This window comes from Mesorhizobium waimense (assembly GCF_003601975.1).
In the GTDB taxonomy this organism is placed as follows: Bacteria; Pseudomonadota; Alphaproteobacteria; order Rhizobiales; family Rhizobiaceae; genus Mesorhizobium; species Mesorhizobium waimense.
Map to the genome: position 1 here is coordinate 19,510 of NZ_QZWZ01000021.1, position 25,698 is coordinate 45,207.

Genomic DNA, 25,698 nt, shown 5'->3' on the forward strand with positions numbered 1-25,698 from the left:
TTGTCAGGCCTCCCCTAGGCTTCCAATGTTTCGCGCAAGGCGCGGCCGACCCGGGCTGGGCCGGGGAAATAGTCCCACTCCTGCGCATGCGGATAGGGTGTGTCCCAACCGGCAACGCGCGCGACCGGCGCTTCGAGGTGATAGAAACAATTCTCCTGCACCAGCGCCGAGAGTTCGGCACCGAAGCCCGACGTCAGCGTCGCTTCGTGCACGACCACGCAGCGCCCGGTCTTCTTCACCGAGGCGACGATGGTGTCGAGATCGAGCGGCAGCAAGGTCCTGAGATCGATGATCTCGGCATCGATGCCGGTTTCCTCGGCCGCGGCCTGCGCGACATAGACCATGGTGCCGTAGGCCAGCACGGTGACAGCCGAACCCGGCCGGCGGATGACCGCCTTGCCGAGCGGGACCGTGTAGTGGCCGTCTGCGACTTCGCCAAGCTCATGCTTCGACCACGGCGTCACCGGACGGTCGTGATGGCCGTCGAACGGGCCGTTATAGAGCCGTTTCGGCTCGAGGAAGATCACCGGATCGGGATCCTCGATCGCCGCGATCAAAAGCCCCTTGGCGTCATGCGGGTTGGACGGCACAACGGTCTTCAGGCCGGATACATGCGTGAACAGCGCTTCCGGGCTCTGGCTGTGCGTCTGGCCGCCAAAAATGCCGCCGCCGGTCGGCATCCTGACCACGATCGGACAGGTGAAATCGCCATTCGAACGGTAGCGCAGCCGCGCCGCTTCCTGCGTCAGCTGGTCGTAGGCCGGGTACATGTAGTCGGCAAACTGGATCTCGACGCAGGGCTTCAGCCCGTAGGCCGCCATGCCGATGGCCGAACCGACAATACCAGACTCGTTGATCGGCGCATCGAAGCAGCGACTTTTGCCGTACTTGGCCTGCAGACCTTGCGTGCAGCGGAAGACGCCGCCAAAGAAGCCGACATCCTCGCCAAACACGATGACGCGTTCGTCGCGCGCCATCGACACGTCCATGGCATCACGAATTGCCTCGATCATCGTCCGTCTTGGCATGGTCAGACCCCCGCCTGCTGGCGCTGGCGCCTGAGATGCGGCGGCATCTCGGCGTAAAGGCCTTCGAACATGTCGCGCGTCGACGGCTTGCCGCCGGCATGCAGCGTTCCGTGGCTCTCGGCCTCCTTCTGCGCGGCGATCACCGTCTCGAGGATTTCGGCTTCGGCCTGGGCATGGCGCTCGTCCGACCAGACGCCGCGCTGGATCAGATGGTTCTTCAGCCTGACCACCGGATCGCCGAGCGGCCAAGCGTCGGATTCGGTCTTGGGCCGGTAGGCGGACGGATCGTCCGAGCTCGAATGCGCGCCGGCCCGGTAGGTGACATATTCGATGAGCGTCGGCCCGAGATTCTTGCGCGCCCGCTCCGCCGCCCATTTGGCCACGGCATGGACGGCGAGATAGTCATTGCCGTCGACGCGCAACGCCGGGATGCCGAAGCCGAGCCCGCGTGCGGCAAAGGTGCCGGAGCCACCGCGCGCGATGCCCTGGAAAGTCGAGATCGCCCACTGGTTGTTGACGACGTTGAGAATGACCGGCGCCTTGTAAGTCGAGGCGAACACCAGCGCCGAATGAAAGTCGGACTCGGCGGTCGAGCCGTCGCCGATCCAGGCGGCAGCGATCTTGGAATCGTTCGATATCGCCGAAGCCATCGCCCAGCCGACAGCCTGGATGTATTGCGTCGCCAGATTGCCGGAGATCGAGAAGAAGCCATGCTCTTTCGACGAATACATGATCGGCAGCTGCCTTCCCTTCAGCGGATCGGCTTCGTTGGAATAGATCTGGTTCATCATCGTGACCATCGGATAGCCGTCGGCGATGAGCAGCCCGGCTTGCCGGTAGGTTGGAAAATTCATGTCGCCGTCGGCGAGCGCCTTGCGGAAGGCGCAACTAACCGCCTCTTCGCCCAGATGCTGCATGTAGAACGAGGTCTTGCCCTGGCGCTGCGCCATCTGCATGCGCGCGTCGAAGCTGCGCAATGTCATCATGTGGCGCAGGCCCTCGAGCAACTCCTCGTCGGAAAGCAGCCCGGCCCACGGCCCGACCGCTTCGCCGTCGCGGTTCAGCACCCGGATGATCGAAAACGCCATGTCGCGGACGGTGCGCGGATCGACATCGATCTCGGGGCGCGGGGCCGAACCCGCCTTGGGGATGGGCACGTTGGAGAAGTCAGGCGTCCCGCCCGGCCGCACCTCCGGTTCGGGAACATGGAAGCGCAACATTCCAGCATCGGCCATGACCTTCGTCCTCCAATGTTGCCGGCAGGATATTTGCACATCCTCGCCGCCAGACCAGTGCCAATTCGTCGGGTACGTTTTTTGATTGGTCTGCTGCCGCCTAGCCTCAGCCAGGCGACACCCCCTCGCTGCGGCTTAAAATGACGACACGCGGCCGAAATTTCCTATCTAACTTCGGCCGCGACGCGCAATTTGGGGCAAGATTGCGCCGGGTTTCCCGCCAGATAAGGCAATTTGCGGATTGGGGTGGTTAGCGCCGCGGCCGAAGCTGCCAATCTCCCCCCTTGTGGGCCCGGCAGGGCAGAGGGGGGCGTGAAGGAACGCCAACCTAGCCCGACCTGCGATCAGCCGGGGGCGCAATTGGTTTTGATTGATAGGTCGGTAGGACAGGGGCCCCCTCTGTCCTACCGGACATCTCCCCACGTGGGCCCACGAGGGGGGAGATTACTCTCCGTTCACTCCGCTCCCTTGCCATGCTAACCAGCAATCATGGCACAGAAGAAAGCTTACGAGGTCGATTCCTGGCTGGCGCGGCCGGAGCCGCGCATCTCGATCGTCCTGCTCTACGGTCCCGACCGCGGCCTGGTCGCCGAGCGTGCGAAGGCTTTTGCCGTCAAGACCGGCCTGCCGCTCGACGATCCGTTCTCGGTGGTCCGGCTTGACGGTTCGGAGGTCGACCGCGACGAAGGCCGCTTGCTTGACGAGGCCCGCACCGTGCCGATGTTTTCGGACCGGCGCCTGCTCTGGGTCCGCAACGCCAGCGGCCAGAAGGCATTGGCCGATGACGTCAAGGCGCTGACATCGGAGCCCGCGCCGGATGCGATCATTCTCATCGAGGCGGGCGATCTGAAGAAGGGCGTCGGCCTGCGCGCCGTGGTCGAGGCGGCGGACAATGCCATGGCCCTGCCCTGCTACGCCGACGAGGCCAGGGATATCGATGGCGTCATCGACGATGAATTGCGCAAGGCCGGCATGTCGATGACGATGGAGGCCAGACAGGCGCTGCGCCGCAATCTCGGCGGCGATCGGCTGGCCTCGCGCGGCGAGATCGAGAAGCTGGTTCTCTATGCCCATGGCCAGAAGGAGATCGGCCTCGACGACGTCAGGGCGATGTCCGGCGATGTCTCCGGCGCCTCCTTCGACGACGCCGTCGATGCTTTGCTCGAGGGCAAGATCGGCGACTTCGACACCGCCTTCACCCGCCATTGCCAGTCCGGCGGCCAGCCCTTTCTGGTGCTGTCGTCGGCAATGCGGCAATTGCAGGCGATCCAGGCCATGCGCGGCCAGATGGAAGCAGGCGGCCGCAACGCGGCAGCGGTGGTTGCCGCAGCCCGCCCGCCGGTGTTTTTCTCCCGGCGCAAGCTGGTGGAAAAGGCGCTGGAGCGTTGGAACGTTGAAGCGCTGGGGCGGGCGTTGAACCGACTGCAGACTGCTGTGCTGCAGACGCGGCGTCGGCCGGATCTTTCGGTGGCACTCGCACGGCAAGCACTGCTTGGCATTGCGGTGGAGAGCAATCGACTGGCGCAACGGTAGGAGATCAGCCAATCTCCCCCACAAGGGGGGAGATTGGCAGCCTCGGCGATTTCGCCAATCCCCAGCGTTGCAAAAAGAGAAAGGGCTGGCAATCGCCAGCCCTGGCCAGTCCGCGCTTGATCTTAAGCCAGAAGATTATTTGCCGGCTAAACACCTTGGCATCTTAGCAACCTACCGCTCCTGCTTCAACCGCCGGCACAATTCATCAAGCTGATCCAGCGTCCGATAATTCACACGGAGCACGCCGCCGCGCTCCTTGTGCTCGATCGAGACGATCATGCCGATCGTGTCGGTCATCAGCTTTTCCAGCGCCAGCGTGTCGGGATCCTTCCCCGGCGTGCTCGGTGCCGCCTTGGTCTTGGCCGGCGTGGGACCGGCCGGCATCTGCGCCAGCGCCTCGGCCTGGCGCACTGAAAGCCCTTCCTCGACGATCCGCTTGGCCAACCCCGCCGGATCCTCGGCCGTGACCAGCGTGCGGGCGTGGCCCGCCGACAACGCGCCATCGACCAGCATGTCGTGGATGACGGCGGGCAGCTTCAACAGCCTCAGCGTGTTGGCGACATGGCTGCGGCTCTTGCCGATCACCTGGCCGAGATCGGCCTGGGTATAGCCGTGCTCGTCGATCAATTGCTGATAGCCCTGCGCTTCCTCGACCGGGTTCAAGTCGGCACGCTGGACGTTTTCGATGATCGCCAGTTCGAGCGCCGTGCGGTCGTTGACGTCGCGGACGATGATCGGGATTTCGGTCAGGCCGGCGCGTTGCGCCGCGCGCCAGCGCCGCTCGCCGGCGATGATCTCGTAACGGCCGGCTTGAGTCGGCGACGGTCGCGCCACCACCGGCTGCACCACGCCGTGCTCGCGGATCGACTGGGCAAGATCGGCGAGCTCGGCCTCGCCGAAATGGCGGCGCGGATTCTTCGGGTTCGGGCTGACAAATTCGATCGGCACCTTGCCGTCGGCCGCCGGGCTCTGTTTTTCCGGGATCGCCGGACGATCGATTTCGCCGATCAGCGCCGCCAGTCCGCGGCCCAGTCTTTTTCTAGAAAGGTCTTCAGTCATAATCTGTCCAGATCGTTACGGTATCGAATCGGCGTCAAATAGGATCGGCGTCAGGCGGCGCGCAATTTGCGCTCGCGCCGGATCACTTCGGAGGCAAGCTGCAGATAGGCCTGGCTGCCCGAGCATTTGAGGTCGTAGAGGATCGCCGGCTTGCCATAGGACGGCGCTTCGGAAACGCGGACATTGCGCGGAATGATGGTCTCGTAGACCTTGTCGCCCATATGCTGCCGTACATCCTGCACCACCTGGTTGGCGAGGTTGTTGCGGCCATCATACATGGTCAGCACGATGCCCTGGATGGTGAGATCCGGATTGATCGTCCGACGCACCTGCTCGACCGTTTCGAGCAGCTGGCTCAAGCCTTCGAGCGCGAAGAATTCGCATTGCAGCGGCACCAGCACCGAATCGGCGGCGGCCATCGAATTCAGCGTCAGCAGATTGAGCGACGGCGGGCAGTCGATCAGCACATAGCCGAAAGGCGCCGAGCGCTCGGCCGCGGCGCGCAGCGCATTGCGAAGCCTGAGCACCCGATCCGGTGCCGAGGCGATTTCCATCTCGATGCCGAGCAGGTCGAGCGTCGACGGCACGATCGAAAGGCCGGGCACGGCCGTCGGTATCGCCGCCGCTTCCAGACCCAGTTCGCCGGTGAGCACGTCATAGGACGATACGGTGCGATCCTTGCGGTCGATGCCGAGGCCGGTGCTGGCATTGCCTTGCGGGTCGAGGTCGACGATCAGCACCTGTTCGCCGATAGCCGCCAGCGCCGTGGCCAGATTGATGGCCGTGGTGGTCTTGCCGACACCACCCTTCTGGTTGGCGACGGTGATGATACGGGGTCCGGTTTTCATGGGTCTATGCCAGTAATTCATTGCGGGTCGCCGGGCGTAGATTTGACAGTTCTAGGATGACCCCATGCGGGTCGGTCATGCTCGGATGTTCTACCAGATCGAATGCCCATCGGTGAGTGCTTTCTTCCACCTCGGCCCGGTAATCCCGGCCTTTGTGGAACAGCGCGCGAGCCCCCTTGGTCAGCCAGGACGCCGACAGATCGAGCAGGTCCGGCAGCGATGCCAGCGCTCGCGCCGTCACGATTTCAGGTGCAGAAACAAGCGGATAGCTGTCATCAATGCGCCGCGCGATGACCCGCGCCGGCAAACCGAACTGGCCGATGACCGCCTGCAGGAACGACGCTTTCTTGCGATTGCTCTCAACCAGATCGATCGAAGCCCCATCGCGCTCGACAAGTAGGAACGCCACCACCAAGCCGGGAAAACCGCCGCCCGAGCCGAGATCGACCCAGCGCTTCGCCTGGGGCTCGATTCGGCCTAGTTGCGCGCTGTCGAGGATATGGCGGCCCCAGACATCGTCCAGCGTCGAAGGCGCGGCGAGGTTGATGCTGCGGTTCCATTTCAGGAAGAGCTGTTCGAACGCCATCAGACGCTCGAATGTTTCACGTGAAACCGGACCCGCAGCCTCTTGCAGACCTGTCCATGAGGCAGCGCTCACGCGACATCCCTTTGCACGGCGGCCTCGGCATTGCGGACATGCGCAACGATGATCGCCAGCGCCGCCGGCGTCATGCCTTCCATCCGCTGGGCATCGGCAATCGAGCGCGGCTTGCGCGTCAGCATCTTCTGCTTCAGCTCATTGGAGAGCCCGGGCACATTGGCAAAATCGACAGCGGCCGGGATCAGCCGGCTCTCCTCATGCCTGATCTGCGCGACATCCGCTTGCTGTCGGTCGAGATAGACCGAATATTTCGCCTCCGTCTCAAGGCGCTCGGCCGTCTTGGCGTCGATTTCACCGAACCGGGGCTCGATCCGAACCAGCCAGGCAACGTCGACATCAGGATAGGCCAGCAATTCATAGGCCGAACGGCGCACGCCATCCTTGTTGATTTCGAGCCCATGCCGCGCCGCTTCGTTGGGCGTAAAGCTAACCCCCAACGCCAGCTCGCGGGCCCTTTTAAGGTCCTGCATGATGTTGTTAAAGCGTTGCATCCGCTCTGGCGACGCGATCCCCAACCTCTCAGCCAGTGGCGTCAGCCGCTCATCGGCATTGTCAGCCCTGAGCGACAGGCGGAACTCCGCGCGCGAGGTGAACATGCGATAGGGTTCGGCGATACCGCGGCTGGTCAGATCGTCGACCATGACGCCGATATAGGCCTCGGTGCGGCTGAGCACGACCGGATCACTGGCGGACACCTTGCGCGCTGCATTGAGGCCGGCGAGCAGCCCCTGCGCGCCGGCCTCTTCATAGCCGGTCGTGCCGTTGATCTGCCCGGCGAGGAACAGGCCACCGATGCGTCTGGTTTCCAGCGTCGGCTGCAGTTCGCGCGGATCAACATGGTCGTATTCGATCGCATAGCCGGGCTGCAGCATCGTTGCTCGCTCCAGCCCAGGGATGGTCTTCAGAATATCGAGCTGGACATCTTCCGGCAGCGAGGTCGAGATGCCGTTCGGATAGACGGTGTCGTCGTCGAGGCCCTCCGGCTCGAGGAAAATCTGGTGCCCTTCGCGATCGCCGAACTTGACGATCTTGTCTTCGATCGAGGGACAATAACGCGGCCCCACGCCTTCAATCGAACCTGAATACATCGCTGACCGGTGCAGGTTGAGGCGAATCAACTCATGCGTCGCCGGCATTGTGCGCGTGATACCGCAATGAATCTGCGGGTTCTGGATGGCGTCCGTCATCAGCGAGAACGGCACCGGATCTTCGTCCGCGGCCTGGCTCTCCAGCGAGGACCAGTCGATGGTGCGGCCGTCGAGCCGCGGCGGTGTTCCGGTCTTCAGCCGCCCGAGTTTGAAGCCCGCGCGGCTCATCGTCGCCGACAGGCCGATGCTCGCCTGCTCGTTCATGCGCCCGGCAACGATCTTCTTTTCGCCGATATGGATCAGTCCGCGCAGGAAAGTACCGGTGGTCAGCACCACGGCGCCGCAGGCAAGCCTGCGTCCGTCCGCCAGCAGGACAGCCGATACGCTTTCAACGGCGATCTCGAAATCCAGAACCTCGCCCTCGACCACCTCGAGATTTGCCTGTTCGCGGATCGCCGCCTGCATGGCGAGTCGATAGAGCTTGCGATCGGCCTGCGTGCGCGGACCGCGCACGGCGGGGCCCTTGCGGCGGTTGAGCAGGCGGAACTGGATGCCAGCCGCATCGGCGATGCGACCCATCAACCCGTCCATGGCGTCGATCTCGCGCACGAGGTGACCCTTGCCGAGACCGCCGATCGCCGGGTTGCAGGACATGACGCCGATCGTGTCGAAGCGCAGCGTCACCAGCGCGGTCCTGGCGCCGGCGCGCGCGGCTGCGCTGGCCGCCTCGCAACCAGCATGGCCGCCGCCCACCACAACCACGTCATAGTGATCGTTCATTCTACGATTCCAGGTTCTGAAAGTTCTCGGAGACATGTCCCCGAGAGCCTTCGCTGTCAAGGTTGCAAGTCGAGTTCGTTTCACGTGAAACAATAGAAGCCGGACTACAGCCTCCCAACTTCGTCATTCTAGGGCGGAGCAAGGAGCGAAGCGACGCAGCGCAGCCCCTAGAAGCCATGCGTGACATCCGAGCCGATTAAACCCGAGGATGACGAACGACGCCCCCGTGTTTCACGTGAATCACCAGTCCGCCGCCGTGCTCCGATGTTTCACGTGAGTCATTTACCAATGCAGAACTGCGAGAAGATGACATCGAGCAAATCTTCGACGTCCACGGCCCCGACAATCCGACCGAGCCGATCTGCAGCCAGGCGCAACTCTTCCGCTCGCAACTCCTGTCCGTGCCCTGACAGGGCCGAGGTCAAGAACCCCTTCGTCTCGTCGAGCAACTCCACATGCCGCAGTCGCGACGGCAGAATGTCGCCGGCCCTGCCGATCTCCGCCGCGGCGCGGCGCGCGACGTCGTCCAGCAAATCCGTCAACCCGGTCCCGTCCCTGGTGGAGATCACCGCATCATAATCTTTCGGCCCACCTGCCAGCTGCTGGCCCCCGACCAAATCGGCTTTGGTTCCAATCTTCAGTATCTGCGCGTCGGATGGCACCAAGCCGGCGTCGACGGGATCGACCATGTCCTCCAGCAACAGCAGCAGATCCGCACCGCGCGCCTTCGCCCGGGCCTTCTCGATGCCGATCGCCTCTACCTTGCCGGGCGCTGCACGCAATCCCGCCGTATCCGTGATCCGGACCCGCATTCCCTTCAGGTCGAGCACCACTTCGAGCAGATCGCGCGTCGTGCCGGGCTCATCCGTCACGATCGCCGCTTCGCGTCGGGCCAGCGCGTTGAACAGGCTGGATTTCCCGGCGTTCGGTGCGCCGAGGATGACGACCTCGTACCCGTCGCGGATGATCTCGGCGGCGTGAAAACCGTCGATGTGATGACCGATCTCGCCGATCATCGCGCGCACGTCCGACCAGACCGCATCCGAAACAGAACCCGGCACATCATCCTCGTCGGCAAAGTCGATCTCGGCCTCGATCATGGCGCGCGCGTGGATGAGGCGCCGGCGCCAGCTCGAGTAGAGCGCGCTCTGCGCGCCCTCGGCGTTCTGCACGGCGAAGCGCCGCTGCGCCTCAGTCTCGGCATTGACGAGATCCGCCAGCGCCTCGGTCTCGACCAGATCCAGCTTGCCGTTGAGAAAGGCGCGACGTGTGAATTCCCCTGGCTCGGCATGGCGGACGCCATCGAAGCCGGCGATCGTCTCCAGCATTTTCATCGATACCGCGCGACCGCCATGAACATGGAACTCCGCGACATCTTCGCCGGTGAAGCTTCCAGGACCCGGGAAGAATAGAACCAGGCCATTGTCGATCACCGATCCCTCCGTCGCCCGGAATTTGCGCAGGGTCGCGACACGGTCCTTAACCATACCGCCAGCGATCGTTTCGATCGCGAATCGACTCCTTGGGCCGGAAATACGGATCACGGCGATGCCGGCGGGCAGGCGCCCGCTGGAAAGCGCAACAATGGACTGAGCTGAAATCATTTGCCCGCTCTACTGAACCGCCCTAGCTTCTGATGAACCGCCCCGGCTTCCCAGCAACCGAGCTTGCCCATTGACCTTGCCTGCCAAAAACCTGCTGGCCGAAGAGGCCAGCCCCTATCTGCAGCAGCATAGCGGCAATCCGGTGCATTGGCGGGCCTGGTCACCTGCTGCACTCGCCGAAGCCAAGGCGCATGAGCGGCCGATCCTGCTTTCGATCGGCTATGCCGCCTGCCACTGGTGCCATGTCATGGCGCATGAAAGCTTCGAGAACGACACTGTCGCTGCCGTCATGAACCGGCTGTTCGTCAATATCAAGGTCGATCGCGAGGAGCGGCCCGACATCGACCAGATCTATATGGCGGCGCTGCATGCGATGGGCGAGCAAGGCGGCTGGCCCTTGACCATGTTCCTGACCCCCGACGGCAAGCCGTTCTGGGGCGGGACCTATTTTCCACGCGAGGCGCGCTACGGCCGTCCGGGCTTCATCCAGGTGATGGAGGCGGTCGACAAGGCCTGGCGGGAGAAGCGGCAAAGCCTCGCTCAGAGCGCCGACGGCCTGACCAGCCATGTCGAGGCAAAGCTGGCCGGCGCCCACGCCAAGGCCGTGCTCGACCGCGCCACGCTCAGCGATCTCGCCGGCCGCATCGACGGCATGATCGACAGGGATTTGGGCGGCCTGCGTGGCGCTCCAAAATTCCCCAACGCACCGTTCATGCATACGCTCTGGCTGTCCTGGCTGCGCGACGACACCGCATCGCACCGCGACGCCGTGCTGGTCAGCCTCGAAAAGATGCTCGCCGGCGGTATCTACGACCATGTCGGCGGCGGCTTGAGCCGTTATTCGACCGATGCCGAATGGCTGGTGCCGCATTTCGAAAAGATGCTCTATGACAACGCCCAGCTGATCCGCCTGTGCGACTGGGCCTATGCGGCAAGCGGAAACGAGTTGTTCCGGCTACGAATCGAAGACACGGTGGAATGGCTGCTGCGCGAAATGCGCGTCGATGGCGGCGCCTTCGCCGCCAGCCTCGATGCCGACAGCGACGGCGAGGAGGGGCTTTTCTACACCTGGAGAAAGGACGAGATCGATTCCGTGCTCGGGGACGATTCGGCCCGGTTTTTCAGATACTTCACGCTTTCGGCCCCGCATGGCTGGGAAGGCAAGCCAATCATCCACCAGACAGAGGCTCAGCAAAGCCAAAGCATCGCCGATCGCGACCAGCTCGCCCCGCTCAAGCACAGATTGCTCACGGCCAAGGAACAGCGCATCAGGCCCGGTCGCGACAGCAAGACGCTCACCGACTGGAACGGTCTGATGATCGCGGCATTGGCCGAGGCAGGCCGCGCCCTGACCCGTAGCGACTGGATCGACGCAGCAGCGCGGGCCTTCTCGCACATTGCCGAAGCCAGCCAAGAAGGCCGGCTGCCGCATTCCATGCTCGGCGGCAAAAAGCTGTTCCCGGCGCTGTCCAGCGACTATGCCGCGATGACCAATGCGGCGATTTCGCTGTTCGAAGCCACCGGCGATTCGAATTATGTCGAGCGGGCCAGGCATTTCGTCACCCAGCTCGACCATTGGCATCAAGACAGCGACAAGACCGGATACTACCTGACCGCTTCGGATAGCGGCGACGTGCCGATCCGCATCCGGGGCGATGTCGACGAGGCGATCCCGTCGGCCTCAAGCCAGATCATTGAAGCCTTGGTGCGGCTGTCGTCAGTCACAGGCGACGGCGACCTAGGGGAAAAAGCCTGGGCGATAGCCGAACATGCCATGGGGCGAACCGCGCAACAGGCCTATGGCCAGGCCGGCATCGTCAACGCCTGCGCCCTGGCACTCGAGCCGCTAAAGCTGGTGCTTGTCGATGCAACAGAGAGTCCACGCCTCGTTCCGGTTGCGAATCGAAACCCTGACCCGAGGCGGGTCGATATTGTCGTCCAGGTCGGCACGGAAGCGAATCGACCGACATTACCGGGCGGCGTCTTGCCGCCGACCGAAAAGCCAGGTGCTTGGCTTTGCACCGGGCAGGTTTGCCTGCCTGTGATTACGGATACTGATGAGCTGGAGCGCCTGTTGCGCCGTCGGTAGGGATCTTCGTCATCCCAGGGCGAAGCAGGAGCGAAGCGACGATGTCGCGGCATGGATCCTCGGGTCAGGCCCGAGGATGACGAAGGCGAGGGGTGCTCCCTCGCCAGTCGCCTACGTGTTCATCGAATCGAAGAAGTCGGCATTGGTCTTGGTCTGCTTGAGCTTGTCGATGAGGAACTCAATCGCGTCGGTGGTTCCCATCGGCGCCAGGATGCGGCGCAGCACGAAGATCTTCTGCAGGTCGGCGCGCGGGATCAGCAGGTCTTCCTTGCGGGTGCCGGACTTCAGGATGTCCATAGCCGGATAGATGCGCTTGTCGGCCACCTTCCGGTCGAGCTGGATTTCGCAGTTGCCGGTGCCCTTGAACTCTTCGAAGATGACCTCGTCCATGCGGCTGCCGGTATCGATCAGTGCTGTCGCGATGATGGTCAGCGAACCGCCTTCCTCGATGTTGCGGGCCGCGCCAAAGAAGCGCTTCGGCCGCTGCAGCGCGTTCGCATCGACACCACCGGTCAGCACCTTGCCGGATGACGGCACCACGGTGTTGTAGGCGCGGCCGAGGCGGGTGATGGAATCGAGCAGGATGACGACGTCGCGGCCGTGCTCGACCAGACGCTTGGCCTTCTCGATGACCATCTCGGCGACCTGAACGTGGCGCACCGCCGGTTCGTCGAAGGTCGATGAGATCACCTCGCCCTTCACCGAACGCTGCATATCGGTCACTTCTTCCGGCCTCTCGTCGATCAGAAGCACAATCAGATAGCATTCAGGATGGTTGGCGGTGATCGAATGGGCGATGTTCTGCATGAGAACCGTCTTGCCGGTACGCGGCTGCGCATTGATCAACGCGCGCTGGCCCTTGCCGATCGGCGCGACCAGGTCGATGACGCGCGGCGAGATGTCCTTGCTGGTCGGATTGTCGATCTCCATCTTCAGCCGCTTGGTCGGATAGAGCGGCGTCAGATTGTCGAAGTGGATCTTGTGACGGATCTTTTCCGGATCGTCGAAATTGATGGTGTTGACCTTGAGCAGCGCGAAATAGCGCTCGCCTTCTTTCGGGCTGCGGATCGGCCCTTCGACCGTATCGCCGGTTTTCAGCGAAAAGCGCCGGATCTGCGACGGCGAGATATAGATGTCGTCGGGACCTGGCAAATAGTTGGCATTGGCGGAGCGCAGGAAGCCGAAACCGTCCTGCAGCACCTCGACCACGCCATCGCCGATGATCTCGATATCCTGTGCGGCCAGCTTCTTCAGGATCGCGAACATCAGCTCCTGCTTGCGCATGACGCTGGCGTTCTCGACCTCGAGCGATTCGGCATAAGCGATCAGCTCTGGCGGTTTCTTGTTCTTGAACTCGGTGAGTTTCATTTCTTGCATTAGATGGACTCTGGGTAGGCTTTGGGGAGAAAAAATCGGCGGGATGCGACAAATGCCGGGCGCGGCCGAAAGCGAAAATGGGGCGGCGCATGACGGGAAGGAAGACCCGTCTTGTATCGTCGGTCGGTTGAAAGAGCAAGCCGCCTTTTGCGGGTCGGCGTGATGTCAGAAAGGCTTCACGATGACCAGGACGACGATGACGATCATCAACAATGTGGGGATCTCGTTGACGATCCGCCAGTGCCTTGCCGGTTTTTCGTTCTTGTCCTCTGCGAATTTGCGCACCGCGCCGGCGAGATAGCCATGCAGCCCCGACAGCAAAAGCACCGCCGCGATTTTGGCGTGCAGCCAGCCGCCCTGGAATCCAAACCCTTTCCAGGCCAGCCAGAGGCCGAACACCCAGGTGACGATCATTGCCGGATTGATGATAGCCCTGAGCAGCCGGCGCTCCATCACCTTGAACGTTTCGGACTGGACAGAACCCTTCTCGGCATCGACGTGATAAACGAACAGCCGCGGCAGATAGAGCATGCCTGCCATCCAGGAGATGACGGCGATGACATGGATCGCCTTGGCCCAGGGATAGAAGCTGTCGGGCGCTACGAAAAAGAGGAGAGCGGTCAGCACGACCAAGACGCCGATACCAATCGCCATGCGCTTCATTGCGTGGCCGGTGCTGTTGGTGTTGCTCATGTCGGCCATCAGCGTGTCGCGCTCCGCACCAGATTCACCATTGCCTCGACATGCGCCACCGGCGTCTGCGGCGTAATGCCGTGTCCGAGATTGAAGATCAGCGGGCCATCGGCCAGCGCCTTCAAGATAGCGTCGACGCCATCGGTCAGCGCCTTGCCGCCAGCCACCAGCCGCAACGGATCGAGATTGCCCTGCACGGCGCCGCCGCGCTGCAATTCCTTCGCCATGGTCAGCGGCACGGTCCAGTCGAGGCCAAGGCCGGTAATCCCGGTCTTCTGTCGATAGTCGCGATAGCGCTCTCCAGCGCCCTTGGGAAAGCCGATGACTGGAACATCGGGGTGGACCGCCTTCACCTGCCTGACGATCTCCGCAACCGGCTCGACGCAAAAGGCCTCGAAAGAGACGTCGTCGAGCACGCCGGACCACGAGTCGAAAATCTGCACGACATCGGCACCGGCATCGATCTGGCGAATGAGGTAGGCGGCAGAATGATCGGCAAGCACTTTCAGCAGCCGGGAGAAGGCTTCCGGTTCGCGATAGGCAAACAGCCGGGCCGGCGCCTGGTCGGGCGTTCCATGGCCCGCGATCATGTAGGTCGCCACCGTCCATGGCGCGCCGCAGAAGCCGATCAGCGTCGTCTCATCGGGCAGTTTCGCCCGCAAACGGCGAACCGTCTCGTAGACCGGTTCGAGATTCACGTGAAACGTTTCGCTCTCCAGAGCCGAAATCTCCGCCGCGGTGATCGGCGTCAGCAGGGGCCCGCGGCCCTCCTCGAAGCGCACGTCACGCCCCAGCGCATTGGGCACCACCAAAATGTCGGAGAACAGGATCGAAGCATCGAAGCCGAAGCGCTCGATCGGCTGCAGTGTGACTTCCACCGCCAGGTCGGGATTGTAGCAAAGATCGAGGAAGGATCCGGCGCGCTTTCTGGTCTCGCGATATTCGGGCAGATAGCGCCCGGCCTGACGCATCATCCAGAGCGGTGGCGGAGACACCGCCTTGCCCTTCAATACGTCCAGCATGATCCGGTTGTGCCGCATGCAGCGTTCGCCTCTCCGGCCTCTTTCTAAATCAAATATCTTATTTCTAAGAATCTTCTGATTCTAAGAGTCTGTTGATTGTGGTGGTTGGCACCTGTCCAGCCTGACCACCAAAAAGGCCAGTCAGCATATTGTCGCGTGCTTCTCCGGCGGGATTGCAGGACTTTGTGGAAGACCCGGAATCCATTACTGGAGTCAATGGCTTGACGCCGGCGCAAGGAAAATGGCTCTGTGGATTGAGTAAGGGTGAAAACGCCAGTCCCCAGACTTGTCCCCAGCCGCCCGACGAAGCCTACAGCACATCGAATTGTGGACAAACTGCCATCTGATACAGTCGCCCCGGCCAGCCCTGATTTTTTGTTCGGCCTTATCCACATCCGCCCACAGCCTGGAATGACGCCTGTGAACAAACCCCAGAGCTTCTTTCACCTTCACCTGATTTCGGATGCCACCGGCGAAACGCTGCTGGCCGCCGGGCGCGCGGCTTCCGCGCAATACAAGGATGCGCGTGCCATCGAGCACATTTATCCGCTGATCCGCACGGAAAAGCAGGTGGCCAAGGTGTTCGAGGACATCGAGGAAGAGCCGGGCATCATCCTCTACACCGTCGTCGACCAGAAGCTGGCGCGCGGCATCGACGACCGCTGCGCGGCCATGGGCCTGCCTTGCGTGTCGGTGCTGGAGCCGGTGCTCAGCGTCTTCCAGTCCTATCTCGGCACGCCGGCAGGCCGGCGCGTCGGCGCGCAGCACGTGCTCGACGCCGAATATTTCCGCCGCATCGACGCGCTCAACTTCACCATGGAGCATGATGACGGCCAGCTGCCGGCCAATATGGACGACGCCGACATCGTGCTGATCGGCATCTCACGCACCTCGAAGACGCCGACCAGCATCTATCTCGCCAACAGGGGCATCAAGACCGCCAACATCCCAATCGTGCTCGGCGTGCCGGTGCCGGAAAGCCTGGTCAACGCCAGGACGCCTTTGATCGTCGGCCTGATCGCCACTGCCGAGCGCATCTCGCATGTCCGCCAGAACCGGATTCTGGGCAACAGCAGTTCTTATGAGGCGACCGACTATGTCGATCGCGCCTCCATCACCGAGGAACTGGCCTATGCCCGCCAGATCTGCACCAGGCATGGCTGGCCGATGATCGACGTCAGCCGCCGCTCGATCGAGGAAACGGCCGCGGCGATCGTTGCCCTGCGCGGGAAGTCGAGATAATGAGGCCGAAGAGCCGGGTCAGGTCTTGCCCAGCCATTCACGCCGCGAGGATCGAAGGTCACGGCATGGATCCTAGGGTCTTCGCTGCGTCGCTTCGCTCCTTGCTTCGCCCTAGGATGACGAAGGGACGATTGTCTCGGCTAATCTCGAAGGTTTGCGATTTGCCATCCTCGGCACCCCTTGTGCGGCGACACTACGGCCAATCTCCGACGTTTGTGATTAGCGGTGGAACATTGTGTCTTCGTAATCCTAGGGCGGAGCAGGAGCGAAGCGACGTCGCCGAGACCCTAGGATCCATGCCGCCACAGCGGCCGACGGGTGCAGCGGTCGCCTTCGCCCCACTAAGCCAGCATCTCAACTGCGGTTAATCAGGCGCGCAAAGAACCATGACCGAAAGAATCATCCTCGCTTCGGGCAGTCCGTTCCGCAAGGCGATGCTCGTCCACGCCGGGGCCGAGATCGAGGCGGTTCCGGCCGATGTCGACGAACGCGCACTCGAGGCGCCGTTGCAGGACAGCGGCGTTTCGCCCGAGGATGTCGCCCTCGTGCTCGCCGAAGCCAAGGCAACCGAAGTCAGCGAACGCAAGCCCGGCGCGCTGGTGCTCGGCTGCGACCAGACGCTTTCGCTCGGCGATGAGGTGTTTCACAAACCGGCCGACATGGAAGGCGCGCGCCGCCATCTGCTGGCGTTGTCCGGCAAGACGCATCAGCTCAACAGTGCCGCCGTGCTCTGCCGCAACGGTGAGGTGCTTTGGCGCCATGTCGGCGTCGCCAGCCTCACCATGCGCAACCTCGATCCGGCCTTCATCGGCCGGCACCTGGCGCGTGTCGGGGCCAAGGCGCTCTCCAGCGTCGGCGCCTATCAGATCGAGGGCGAAGGCATCCAGCTCTTCGAAAAGATCGAAGGCGACTATTTTACCATTGTCGGCCTGCCGCTGCTGCCGGTGCTGGCCAAGCTGCGTGAGCTCGGGGCGATCGATGGCTGAGACGTCGAAAAAGGCTTTCGTAACGGGACATCCGATCGCCCATTCGCGGTCGCCGAAGATCCACGGCCACTGGCTGGAAAAATACGGCATCGACGGCAGCTACCGGGCGATCGACGTCGCGCCGGACGATTTTGCAGCCTTTCTGAGCAGGCTGCGCGACAACGGCTACAGCGGCGGCAACGTCACCATCCCGCACAAGGAGGCCGCCTTCGCGCTGGTCGACCGTCGTGACGAGGCGGCCGAAGCGATCGGCGCCGTCAACACGCTGTGGTTCGAGGACGGCGCATTGTGGGGCGGCAATACCGACGGCCATGGCTTCGCCGCCAATCTCGACCAGCGCGCGCCGGGTTGGTCAGAGAATGGTCCGGCCGTGGTGCTCGGCGCCGGCGGCGCTTCGCGCGCGGTCATCCATGCGCTGGTTGAGCGCGGCATCAAAGACATCCGCATCGTCAACCGAACGCTTGCGAGGGCGCAGGAGTTGGCTCGCCGCTTTGGCGCCGGCGTCTCCGCCCATGGCGCGGAAGCGACCGGCGAATTGCTTGGCGACACCGGCCTGCTCATCAACACCACAGCGCTCGGCATGCATGGCAACGGGGCCCTCGCCGCCGACCCGGCCGGTCTGCCGGACCATGCCATCGTCACCGACATTGTCTATGTGCCGCTGGAGACGCCGCTTCTCGCCGCAGCGCGCGCGAGACATCTGAAGACGGTCGACGGGCTCGGCATGCTGTTGCACCAGGCCGTGCCCGGGTTCGAGCGCTGGTTCGGCATCAGGCCCGACGTCACTGCCGAGCTCCGGCAGATGATCGTCGCCGACATCGGTGCAAAATGATGATCGTGCTCGGCCTCACCGGATCGATTGGCATGGGCAAGTCGACGACCGCAAAAATGTTCGCCGAGGCCGGCGTGCCGGTGCATGATTCCGACGAGACGGTGCATCGTCTCTATTCCGGCAAGGCCGCACCGCTGGTCGAGGCTGCCTTTCCCTGCACGACCGATGCCGGGGTGGTCGACCGCGCCAAGCTCGCTGCACGCGTGCTTGGCGACGCCGCCGCGCTGAAGACGCTGGAAGCGATCGTCCATCCGCTGGTTCGCGCCGACGCCGACGCCTTTCTGGCCAGGCACCGCGCAGCCGGTGCGCCGCTTGCCGTGCTCGATATCCCGCTCTTGTTCGAGACCAGCGGGCGAAACCGCGTCGACAAGGTCGTGGTCGTCACCGCGCCGCCAGAAATCCAGCGCGCCCGCGTGTTGGGGCGGCCCGGCATGAGCGAGGAAAAGCTGGCGGCGATCCTGGCAAAGCAGGTTCCCGATGCCGAAAAACGCCGGCAGGCGGATTTCGTCATCGACACCGGTGAGGGCTTTGACGCCGCGCGCAAGGCGGTCGGCGTCATCATCGCCGAACTCTCCGGGGATAAGTCGGGCAGGGCAGGCTCCTGACGCCAGGCCGTCAGCATTGCCCATTGCCATTTTGTTCTGGTGTATGATTCTGCTCCTTTAGAGCGGACTGATTCGATGCGCGAGATCATCTTCGATACGGAAACCACGGGCCTCGACTCGCGCGAGGACCGCGTCATCGAGCTTGGCGGCGTCGAGCTGGTCAACCGCTTTCCGACCGGCCGCACCTTCCATAAATTCATCAACCCGCAAGGCAGGCCGATCCATCACGAAGCGCAGGCCGTTCACGGTATCAGCGCCGCCGATCTCGTCGGCAAGCCGACTTTTTCCGAAATCGCCGACGAGTGGCTGGCCTTCACCGATGGCGCCAAGCTCGTCGCCCACAACGCCAGTTTCGATATCGGCTTCCTCAATCTCGAATTCGGCCGGCTCGACCATCCCGCCATCGATTCCGGCCGCGTCGTCGACACGCTGGCGCTGGCGCGGCGCAAGCATCCGATGGGCCCCAATTCGCTGGATGCCTTGTGCCGGCGCTACGGCATCGACAACGGCCACCGCACCAAGCACGGCGCCCTGCTCGATTCGGAATTGCTGGCCGAGGTCTATATCGAGCTCATCGGCGGCAAGCAGGCGGCGCTCATCCTGGACACCGTGGCGGTGCAGGTGAACGGCTCCGGCGATGTGGCAGACATCGACATCACCATCGCCACAAGACCAATCGCCCTGCCGTCGCGCCTGACCGAAGCCGATCGCACGGCACATGCGGGCCTGGTTGCCACGCTCGGCGAAAAGGCGTTGTGGCTGCGGGTCGGGGCAGGATGAATCGCGGCCCCTGCTCTGTTCGCAAACCGAAGCCTTCGCGTCTTCGTCATCCCGGGGCGGAGCAAGGAGCGAAGCGACGCAGCGCAGACCCTAGGATCCGTGCCGTGACATCGGCCGAAGAATGCAGCGGCTCAGGATGGCCGCCGGACAGGTTGCCAGTTACTTTCGGCCTATGACTGGCTATGTCTACATGGTCGCGAGCCAGAAGCGCGGCACGATCTATATCGGCGTCTCCAACGATCTTGGCCGTGGCATGCCGGAGCACAGTTCCGGCTTAAGGCTCACGCTTCACGAGCCGCTACGGCGTTCAGCGACTGGTCTGGTACGAGGAATTTTTCGACATTACCGCCGCCATCCAGCGCGAGAAGTCGCTGAAGCGTTGGCCGCGTCAATGGAAGATTGAGCTCATCGAGAAGACCAATCCGGAATGGTTCGAGCTTTTTCGCGGGACCGGATGGTGACGCTTCGAGGCTTGACCTATGTCGAAGCGTCGCCGGGCGGGTGCAGCCGGACAGAATTCTGCACCGTCGCAACGCTCTATTGTAACGGCATGGATCCTGGGGTCTCCGCTGCGTCGCGACGCTCCTTGCTACGCCCCAGGATGACGAAGGCGCGAAGGCTTCAGCCAATCACGAACGTCTGCCATGCAACCCGTGGATGCTGGTTGGGTGCAACCCACCAACAAAAAGCCCGGCGCGAAGCCGGGCTTTTCAAACGCTACCGAGCCACTGTTCAGCTCGCCTTGACCTTCGACGCGGCCTGGTCCTCGGCCAGCTTCTGCTGGAACATCTGCGCGAAATCGATCGGGTCGAGCATCAGCGGGGGGAAGCCGCCATTGCGGGTCGCCTCGGCGATGATCTGCCTGGCGAACGGGAACAGCAGCCGCGGGCACTCGATGAACAGGATCGGCAGCATATGCTCCTGCGGGAAGCCGCTGATGGCGAACACGCCGCCATAGACCAGCTCGACGTTGAACAGCACTTCCTGGTCGAAGGACGCCTTGGCGTTCAACGTCAAATTGACGTCGAACTGCTTGTCCGAGAGCGGATTGGCGTTGACGTTGACATTGATGGCGATGCCCGGCGCTTTGTCGCGGCCGCGCAGCGAATTCGGCGCGCCGGGGCTTTCGAAGGACAGGTCCTTCACATATTGGGCGAGCACGTTGAGTGCCGGCTGTGCTGCATCGCTGTTGCCGTTGGCGGCGCCGACCGGCGCGTCATCTTTGCTGGCCATGAGCCTTTATCCTTTTGCCTGGGCAGCAGTGCTGACCGGATTGAAACCGGGGGTTCGCTACCATGGTCGGCATGACAAGACAAGGTTTGCCGCCCCAGCTGAAGGTTGTCTTCCCGTCCCAGGTCTAATCGTCTTTGAGACGGCGCCAGGGCGAATTGTGGTCCGGGCCACGGCTGTAGTCGTCGGCGCGCGAGTAATCGCCGTCGTCGAGATCGATGACCTTGTCGCGCGGCCTCGTCCGGAAACCGCCGCTAAAGCTGGTCGCCAGCACGATCCGGCCTTTCAGCATCCGCCAGGCCAGGTCGCGCACCGGCGGCAGCAGCAACAGGATGGCGAAGATGTCGGTGATGAAGCCGGGAATGATCAAAAGGATCGCCGCCAGCACGATCATCGCGCCATGCGCGAGCTGGCGGCTCGGGTCGCGCCCGGCATCCATTTCGGCGCGCACGCGCGTCATGACGCCGAAGCCCTGGTGGCGTAGCAGCAAGCTGCCGGCAATGGTCGAGGCCAGCACAAGGCCGACCGTCGCCAGCGCGCCGATCTGGCTGCCGACAATGACGAAACCGGCGATTTCCAGCAGGGGAAGCGCGAGCAGGAACAGGGGAAGCAACGAAATACGCAAGTCTTGGCCGATCATTTCCATGTTTTGCCGGCCAGCGCGCAATCGCCGCTGGCACCGGAGCTGTTAGATAGGTATGCCTGCCTTTGATTTGAATGATTGCGCCTAGCGTTCTATATGCTTTGAATGTTGAACGCTATGCGACTGTGGCCTCTCGGCTGGCCGGGGTCCGGCCTGGGCAGGGATTGAATTGGCGGAAGATATGGGTTTCTTCGACTTCGGCACGATTTTCTTTCTGATTGCGGCGGTTGTGATCTTTTTCCAGCTGCGCAACGTGCTGGGTCGGCGCACGGGAAGCGAACGTCCGCCCTTCGATCCCTATTCGGCGAGCAGGGCCCGCGAGGACGCGGCGCAGAAGCCCGAGAATGTGGTTTCGCTGCCGCGCAAGCGCATGCCCGGAGAACCGGCCGCCGACACCTATGCCGCCATCGACGCCTTCGCCAAGCCCGACAGCGACCTCAACAAGGGCCTGCGGACCATCAAGGACAACGATCAGACATTCGATCCGAAGACCTTCGTCGACGGCGCCAAGATGGCCTATGAAATGATCGTCATGGCCTATGCCGACGGCGACCGCAAAACGCTGAAGAACCTGTTGTCGCGCGAGGTCTATGATGGCTTCGTCGCCGCGATCGGCGACCGCGAGTCGAAGTCGGAAAAGATCCAGTCCTCTTTCGTCGGCATCGACAAGGCCGATATCGTTGCCGCCGAGATGAAGGGCGGTGAGGCGCATATCACGCTGCGCATCGTCAGCGAGCTGATCTCGGCAACGCGCGACAAGGCCGGCACCGTCATCGACGGCGATCCCGAAACCGTCGCCGAGGTCAAGGACGTCTGGACCTTTGCCCGCGACACGCGCTCGCGCGATCCGAACTGGAAGCTCGTCGCCACCGAAGAAGAAGACTGAACCCGGAACCAGCGGCGGGCCTGTCGTGTCGCTATCTCCGGCTTTCAGCGAAACATCCTTTGACCGGCTGCCCGGCTGGGCCGATGACGACCACCTGGCCGCTTTTGCGGCCTTTCGCCGTTCGGCCTTGCATGTTCTGACAAAGCCCTATCGCACCGGCACGCTCGGTGTCGATTTCAATGCATTCACTGCAGCCTATGACGAGGCGCGCGCTGTTTCGCTGCCGAATCGATCCGAAGCCCGAAGTTTCTTCGAACGTCACTTCGTCCCGGCTCGCATCGGCGCTGAAAATGGCGGCGCCGGCCTCGTTACCGGTTTCTACGAGCCGGAGGTCGAGGCCTCGCCGCTGCGGACCGAACGGTTTTCGGTGCCGCTTCTGTCGCGCCCCGCCGATCTGGTCGATGTCGACGACGCCCACCGCCCGGCGGGCATGGACCCCTATCTCGCTTTCGCCCGCGATACGCCGAACGGGCCGGTCGAATATTTCGACCGCGGCGCGATCGAGCGTGGCGCGCTTGACGGCAAGGACCTGGCAATCGCCTGGCTCGCCGACAAGGTCGACGCCTTTTTCGTCCATGTCCAGGGGGCGGCGCGGCTGAAGATGACCGACGGCCGGCTCTGCCGCGTCACCTATGCCGCCAAATCAGGCCAGCGCTTCACCGGGCCCGGCAAGGTGCTGAGCGAGAGTGGTGAAATCCCGTTGGAAAAGGTGACGATGCAGTCGATCCGCGCCTGGTTCAAGGCGCATCCGGACCGTGTCGACGAGATCCTCCGGCAGAACCGCTCCTATATTTTCTTCCGCGAGGCAGTGGTCGATGACGCCAGCCTCGGTCCGATCGCCGCCGCCAAGGTGCCGCTGACGGCGGGTCGCTCGATCGCCGTCGACCGCCTGCTGCACACATTTGGCACGCCCTTCTATATCGACGCGCCGTCGCTGACCGCCTTCGACGCAAAACCGTTCCGGCGGCTGATGATCGCGCAGGATACCGGTTCGGCCATAACCGGCCCGGCCCGTGGCGACCTGTTCGCCGGGTCAGGCGACGCCGCCGGCGAGAACGCCGGGGTCGTGCGCAATGCCGCCGAATTCTACGCACTGCTCCCGCGAGCGCTCATTTCGGGTGCGGTGCCATGACGCGCCACATCGACAGGTTGAGCGAGGACGACCGTGTGCTGTGGAACCTGGTGGCGCGCACGGCCAAGCCGTTGAAGGGCAAGGCGGCAGTCGTCATTCCGGACATCGTTGCTGACCTCAAGCCGGCGCAGGCGCCCGCCGTCGGCAGTCCGGTCGTCGCCGCGAAACCGAAGACGCAGCATGTTTCACATGCGCTCGACGAGCCGACGCTGGACAAGCTGAAGAAGGGCCGGCTGCCGATCGAAGGCCGCGTCGATTTGCACGGCATGACCCAGGACGAGGCCTATTCGCTGCTGTTTTCGTTCCTGCATAGGGCGCATGCCGGCGGCATCCGTTACGTGCTGGTCATCACCGGCAAGGGCTCCTCGTCGGGCGGCGACGGCGTGCTGCGGCGCTCCGTGCCGGCCTGGCTGTCGACGCCCGCCTTCCGGCCGCTGGTCTCCAGCCACGACCATGCCGCCCGCAACCATGGCGGGTCCGGCGCGCTTTATGTTCGTCTGCGGCGGGTGCGTTCATGAAGCGGGCCCATGACGCCGTTCGGTGAAAAGCTGCGCGCGCTGCGAAACGAGCGCGGTCTCAGCCAGAAGGCGATGGCCGAAGCCATCGGCGTCAGCGCCGCCTATCTGTCGGCGCTGGAGCATGGCCGACGCGGCGCGCCGACCTGGACGTTGATCCAGAAGATCATCGGCTATTTCAACGTCATCTGGGACGATGCCGAGGAGCTGGCACGTCTGGCCGAGGCCTCGCATCCGCGCGTCAGGATCGACACGTCGGGCCTGACGCCCGCCGCCACCGAGCTTGCCAATCTCTTGGCCGAAAACATCGAGAAGCTCGACGAAGCCGAGCTTCGCCGCATCACCGCATCGATCCGCGTAGCACTTGGTCGGCGGGTGTAGCACGCAATTTTACGACAAGGGGACGCGAGTTCGCCCGCGCTGGCGCCGACGTTCGCTTCACCCGAACAGATGCCCGCCGGCGGACAGCCAGCGGGCAGCTGTGGTGAGATCATTTCTTGCCGGCCTGGCCGCCCTTGTCACCACGGCCATTATCGCCACGGTCGTGGCCGTTGTTTCCACCGCCCAGGCAGTTCGAGTCGCCAGCACCGCAACAGCGGCCGCTCCACAGATCGTTGGTCGACGTGCTGGCGCAGCTGGTGACGGTCTGATCGGCCAGAGCGGGCCCGGCCAGGGCCGACATCGCGACGGCGGCGAGAAAGGCATTACGCAAAAGTGCAGTCATTTGAAATCCACGGTTGGGTTACGGCTGTGTGTCGCCGGCCGGGAGGAAATGGTTCACGGAGACTGCGAAACTTATCGGAGGCGATGCGGGAGGTCCCCACTTTCGTCATCCACGGGCGAAGCGGACGCGCAGACCCGAGGATCCATGCCACGAACTACGAGCGCCGCGGCGGTGCAAAAAAGATCCAATATAGCGGTGCCAGCATAAAGATCACGGGACGCCTGTTCCTGCGCCGCTGCGGTCTTGGTTGATGTCACGGCATGGATCCCAGGGTCTCCGCGACGGAGCTTCGCTCCTGCTTGGCCCAGGAATGACGAAGCCAGGTTAGTCGTCCGCGGGAAAACTTACTGAACCGCGCCGACCAAAACCTGCTGGCCGTCGCGGATCGAGACCCAGCGGCCGGTATTGTCGATCGCCTGACGCTTGAGGAAGCGGTAGCCGGTCTCGTCCCACGAGCGGACCTTGTCGGTCAGATTGTCGAGGACGTAATCGCCCTTGTCGGTGCGCACCGTCAGCACTGCATGGCCCTCGCCATCCGGCTTGCGCACGACGGTCATCAGGAGATCGGCGAGCGATACACCCATGCGATAGAGGTCGCGGCGCTTCTCCAGGACATAATCCTCGCAGTCGCCGAGGCCGCTGTCCGGATAGGCCCAGACTTCATCCCTGCCGTAGATGTCATAGTCGCTCATCGGCTTGACGGCGGCATTCACCTTGGCGGTGACGCTGGTCAGCTTGCGCCAGAGCGCATCGGTCATCCTGGCCGGCGCGAGGCTGCGCGGCCGGATCGAGCATTCGCCGGGATTGGACTTGCAGAAATCGTAATGTCCGATCGGTTGAGACGTCATCCCGCCGGTCGCCATCGCGCCCGCAGCCGACGCCGGTCCCGCCCAGCATCCCGAAATCGCCAGCCCTGCGACTGCGCACAAGCGCAGCGTCCGTGCCATCGGTGAGGAAATCATCGTCCCCGTTCGCCCTTGTTGTTAACGAAACGTTAAGAGCGATTTACAGTCCGTGTCAATTATGACTGTGGTCCGATTGATGGCATGGTTACTTTCACCATCCTGACAGCGGCCATTGTGCAACAGGCGCGCACGCCCGGCGCC

Annotated in this window: 25 protein-coding genes and 1 pseudogene; 12 read left to right on the plus strand and 14 right to left on the minus strand. The window is 63.2% G+C overall.

All coding sequences use genetic code 11. From position 1 onward, the window contains the following. Positions 1-14: 14 nt before the first annotated feature. On the minus strand, positions 15-1,028 hold the full coding sequence (locus D3227_RS24080; RefSeq protein WP_120016779.1) for an alpha-ketoacid dehydrogenase subunit beta: 1,014 nt from the start codon (positions 1,026-1,028) through the stop codon (positions 15-17). A 2-nt stretch (positions 1,029-1,030) separates the two neighbouring features. Continuing rightward, positions 1,031-2,263, minus strand: a complete 1,233-nt coding sequence (locus D3227_RS24085; RefSeq protein ID WP_120016780.1) for a 3-methyl-2-oxobutanoate dehydrogenase (2-methylpropanoyl-transferring) subunit alpha — start codon at positions 2,261-2,263, stop codon at positions 1,031-1,033. A gap of 489 nt (positions 2,264-2,752) precedes the next feature. Between D3227_RS24085 and holA the strand changes: the two genes are divergently transcribed. Continuing rightward, entirely contained in the window at positions 2,753-3,796 is a 1,044-nt protein-coding gene (gene holA / locus D3227_RS24090; protein WP_120016781.1) for a DNA polymerase III subunit delta, read from the plus strand. Positions 3,797-3,967: 171 nt separating this feature from the next. Here the strand turns inward: holA and D3227_RS24095 are convergent, their stop codons facing one another. The 5 genes from D3227_RS24095 to mnmE form a co-directional block, all read right to left on the minus strand. Further along, positions 3,968-4,855 carry a ParB/RepB/Spo0J family partition protein gene (locus tag D3227_RS24095; protein ID WP_120016782.1) on the minus strand — a complete coding sequence of 296 codons (888 nt, stop codon included), beginning with the start codon at positions 4,853-4,855 and terminating at the stop codon, positions 3,968-3,970. A 50-nt stretch (positions 4,856-4,905) separates the two neighbouring features. After that, positions 4,906-5,703: a ParA family protein gene (locus tag D3227_RS24100; RefSeq protein WP_120016783.1), complete on the minus strand. Its 798-nt coding sequence runs from the start codon at positions 5,701-5,703 to the stop codon at positions 4,906-4,908. 4 nt (positions 5,704-5,707) lie between these two features. Continuing rightward, a complete protein-coding gene (gene rsmG / locus D3227_RS24105; protein WP_425374539.1) occupies positions 5,708-6,289 on the minus strand; it encodes a 16S rRNA (guanine(527)-N(7))-methyltransferase RsmG in 582 nt (193 codons plus the stop codon). A gap of 68 nt (positions 6,290-6,357) precedes the next feature. Beyond that, complete coding sequence (gene mnmG / locus D3227_RS24110) at positions 6,358-8,232, minus strand: tRNA uridine-5-carboxymethylaminomethyl(34) synthesis enzyme MnmG (RefSeq protein WP_120016785.1); 1,875 nt, start codon at positions 8,230-8,232, stop codon at positions 6,358-6,360. A gap of 278 nt (positions 8,233-8,510) precedes the next feature. Continuing rightward, the gene (gene mnmE / locus D3227_RS24115) at positions 8,511-9,836 is read right to left on the minus strand and encodes a tRNA uridine-5-carboxymethylaminomethyl(34) synthesis GTPase MnmE (protein WP_120016786.1); all 1,326 of its coding nucleotides are present in this window, start codon (positions 9,834-9,836) and stop codon (positions 8,511-8,513) included. A gap of 70 nt (positions 9,837-9,906) precedes the next feature. On the opposite strand from mnmE, the gene D3227_RS24120 reads away from it, so the two are divergent. Next, on the plus strand, positions 9,907-11,925 hold the full coding sequence (locus tag D3227_RS24120) for a thioredoxin domain-containing protein (protein ID WP_120016787.1): 2,019 nt from the start codon (positions 9,907-9,909) through the stop codon (positions 11,923-11,925). Between the two features lie 111 nt (positions 11,926-12,036). Here the strand turns inward: D3227_RS24120 and rho are convergent, their stop codons facing one another. From rho to hemE, 3 genes are all read right to left on the minus strand, one after another. Then, complete coding sequence (gene rho, locus D3227_RS24125; protein WP_081482260.1) at positions 12,037-13,302, minus strand: transcription termination factor Rho; 1,266 nt, start codon at positions 13,300-13,302, stop codon at positions 12,037-12,039. A gap of 165 nt (positions 13,303-13,467) precedes the next feature. Beyond that, positions 13,468-14,004 carry a protoporphyrinogen oxidase HemJ gene (gene hemJ, locus D3227_RS24130; protein ID WP_120016788.1) on the minus strand — a complete coding sequence of 179 codons (537 nt, stop codon included), beginning with the start codon at positions 14,002-14,004 and terminating at the stop codon, positions 13,468-13,470. Then, positions 14,004-15,035 carry a uroporphyrinogen decarboxylase gene (gene hemE / locus D3227_RS24135; protein ID WP_120016789.1) on the minus strand — a complete coding sequence of 344 codons (1,032 nt, stop codon included), beginning with the start codon at positions 15,033-15,035 and terminating at the stop codon, positions 14,004-14,006. The genes hemJ and hemE overlap by 1 nt, the downstream gene beginning before the upstream one ends. Positions 15,036-15,344: 309 nt before the next feature. On the opposite strand from hemE, the gene D3227_RS24140 reads away from it, so the two are divergent. From D3227_RS24140 to D3227_RS42875, 6 genes and pseudogenes are all read left to right on the plus strand, one after another. Then, entirely contained in the window at positions 15,345-16,259 is a 915-nt protein-coding gene (locus D3227_RS24140; protein ID WP_425374541.1) for a pyruvate, water dikinase regulatory protein, read from the plus strand. Positions 16,260-16,645: 386 nt separating this feature from the next. Continuing rightward, a complete protein-coding gene (locus tag D3227_RS24145; RefSeq protein WP_120016790.1) occupies positions 16,646-17,245 on the plus strand; it encodes a Maf-like protein in 600 nt (199 codons plus the stop codon). Next, entirely contained in the window at positions 17,238-18,077 is an 840-nt protein-coding gene (locus D3227_RS24150) for a shikimate dehydrogenase (RefSeq protein WP_120016791.1), read from the plus strand. The genes D3227_RS24145 and D3227_RS24150 overlap by 8 nt, the downstream gene beginning before the upstream one ends. After that, the gene (gene coaE, locus D3227_RS24155) at positions 18,077-18,682 is read left to right on the plus strand and encodes a dephospho-CoA kinase (RefSeq protein ID WP_120016862.1); all 606 of its coding nucleotides are present in this window, start codon (positions 18,077-18,079) and stop codon (positions 18,680-18,682) included. The genes D3227_RS24150 and coaE overlap by 1 nt, the downstream gene beginning before the upstream one ends. Positions 18,683-18,757: 75 nt before the next feature. Continuing rightward, entirely contained in the window at positions 18,758-19,462 is a 705-nt protein-coding gene (gene dnaQ, locus D3227_RS24160; RefSeq protein ID WP_120016792.1) for a DNA polymerase III subunit epsilon, read from the plus strand. A gap of 172 nt (positions 19,463-19,634) precedes the next feature. Beyond that, positions 19,635-19,923, plus strand: a pseudogene (locus D3227_RS42875) (GIY-YIG nuclease family protein). A 271-nt stretch (positions 19,924-20,194) separates the two neighbouring features. On the opposite strand, the gene secB reads toward D3227_RS42875, so the two are convergent. Beyond that, positions 20,195-20,695: a protein-export chaperone SecB gene (gene secB, locus D3227_RS24170; RefSeq protein WP_120016793.1), complete on the minus strand. Its 501-nt coding sequence runs from the start codon at positions 20,693-20,695 to the stop codon at positions 20,195-20,197. A 124-nt stretch (positions 20,696-20,819) separates the two neighbouring features. Beyond that, positions 20,820-21,317: an FxsA family protein gene (locus tag D3227_RS24175; RefSeq protein ID WP_120016863.1), complete on the minus strand. Its 498-nt coding sequence runs from the start codon at positions 21,315-21,317 to the stop codon at positions 20,820-20,822. A 199-nt stretch (positions 21,318-21,516) separates the two neighbouring features. Here D3227_RS24175 and D3227_RS24180 point away from each other — a divergent pair, with 199 nt between their 5' ends. From D3227_RS24180 to D3227_RS24195, 4 genes are read left to right on the plus strand one after another with little or no spacing between them, the layout of a single operon-like run. Beyond that, a complete protein-coding gene (locus D3227_RS24180; RefSeq protein WP_120016794.1) occupies positions 21,517-22,221 on the plus strand; it encodes a Tim44/TimA family putative adaptor protein in 705 nt (234 codons plus the stop codon). A gap of 25 nt (positions 22,222-22,246) precedes the next feature. Then, positions 22,247-23,353: a murein transglycosylase A gene (gene mltA, locus D3227_RS24185; protein ID WP_120016795.1), complete on the plus strand. Its 1,107-nt coding sequence runs from the start codon at positions 22,247-22,249 to the stop codon at positions 23,351-23,353. Continuing rightward, positions 23,350-23,871 (plus strand): Smr/MutS family protein, encoded by a 522-nt coding sequence (locus tag D3227_RS24190; RefSeq protein WP_120016796.1) that lies wholly within the window; start codon positions 23,350-23,352, stop codon positions 23,869-23,871. The genes mltA and D3227_RS24190 overlap by 4 nt, the downstream gene beginning before the upstream one ends. A gap of 9 nt (positions 23,872-23,880) precedes the next feature. Next, on the plus strand, positions 23,881-24,249 hold the full coding sequence (locus tag D3227_RS24195; RefSeq protein WP_120016797.1) for a helix-turn-helix domain-containing protein: 369 nt from the start codon (positions 23,881-23,883) through the stop codon (positions 24,247-24,249). Between the two features lie 109 nt (positions 24,250-24,358). Here the strand turns inward: D3227_RS24195 and D3227_RS24200 are convergent, their stop codons facing one another. Together D3227_RS24200 and D3227_RS24205 are read right to left on the minus strand one after the other, a co-directional pair. Continuing rightward, the gene (locus D3227_RS24200) at positions 24,359-24,592 is read right to left on the minus strand and encodes a hypothetical protein (protein WP_120016798.1); all 234 of its coding nucleotides are present in this window, start codon (positions 24,590-24,592) and stop codon (positions 24,359-24,361) included. A 344-nt stretch (positions 24,593-24,936) separates the two neighbouring features. Beyond that, positions 24,937-25,554, minus strand: coding sequence for a transglutaminase-like cysteine peptidase (locus D3227_RS24205; RefSeq protein WP_120016799.1), 618 nt, complete (start codon positions 25,552-25,554; stop codon positions 24,937-24,939). Between the last annotated feature and the right edge of the window lie 144 nt (positions 25,555-25,698).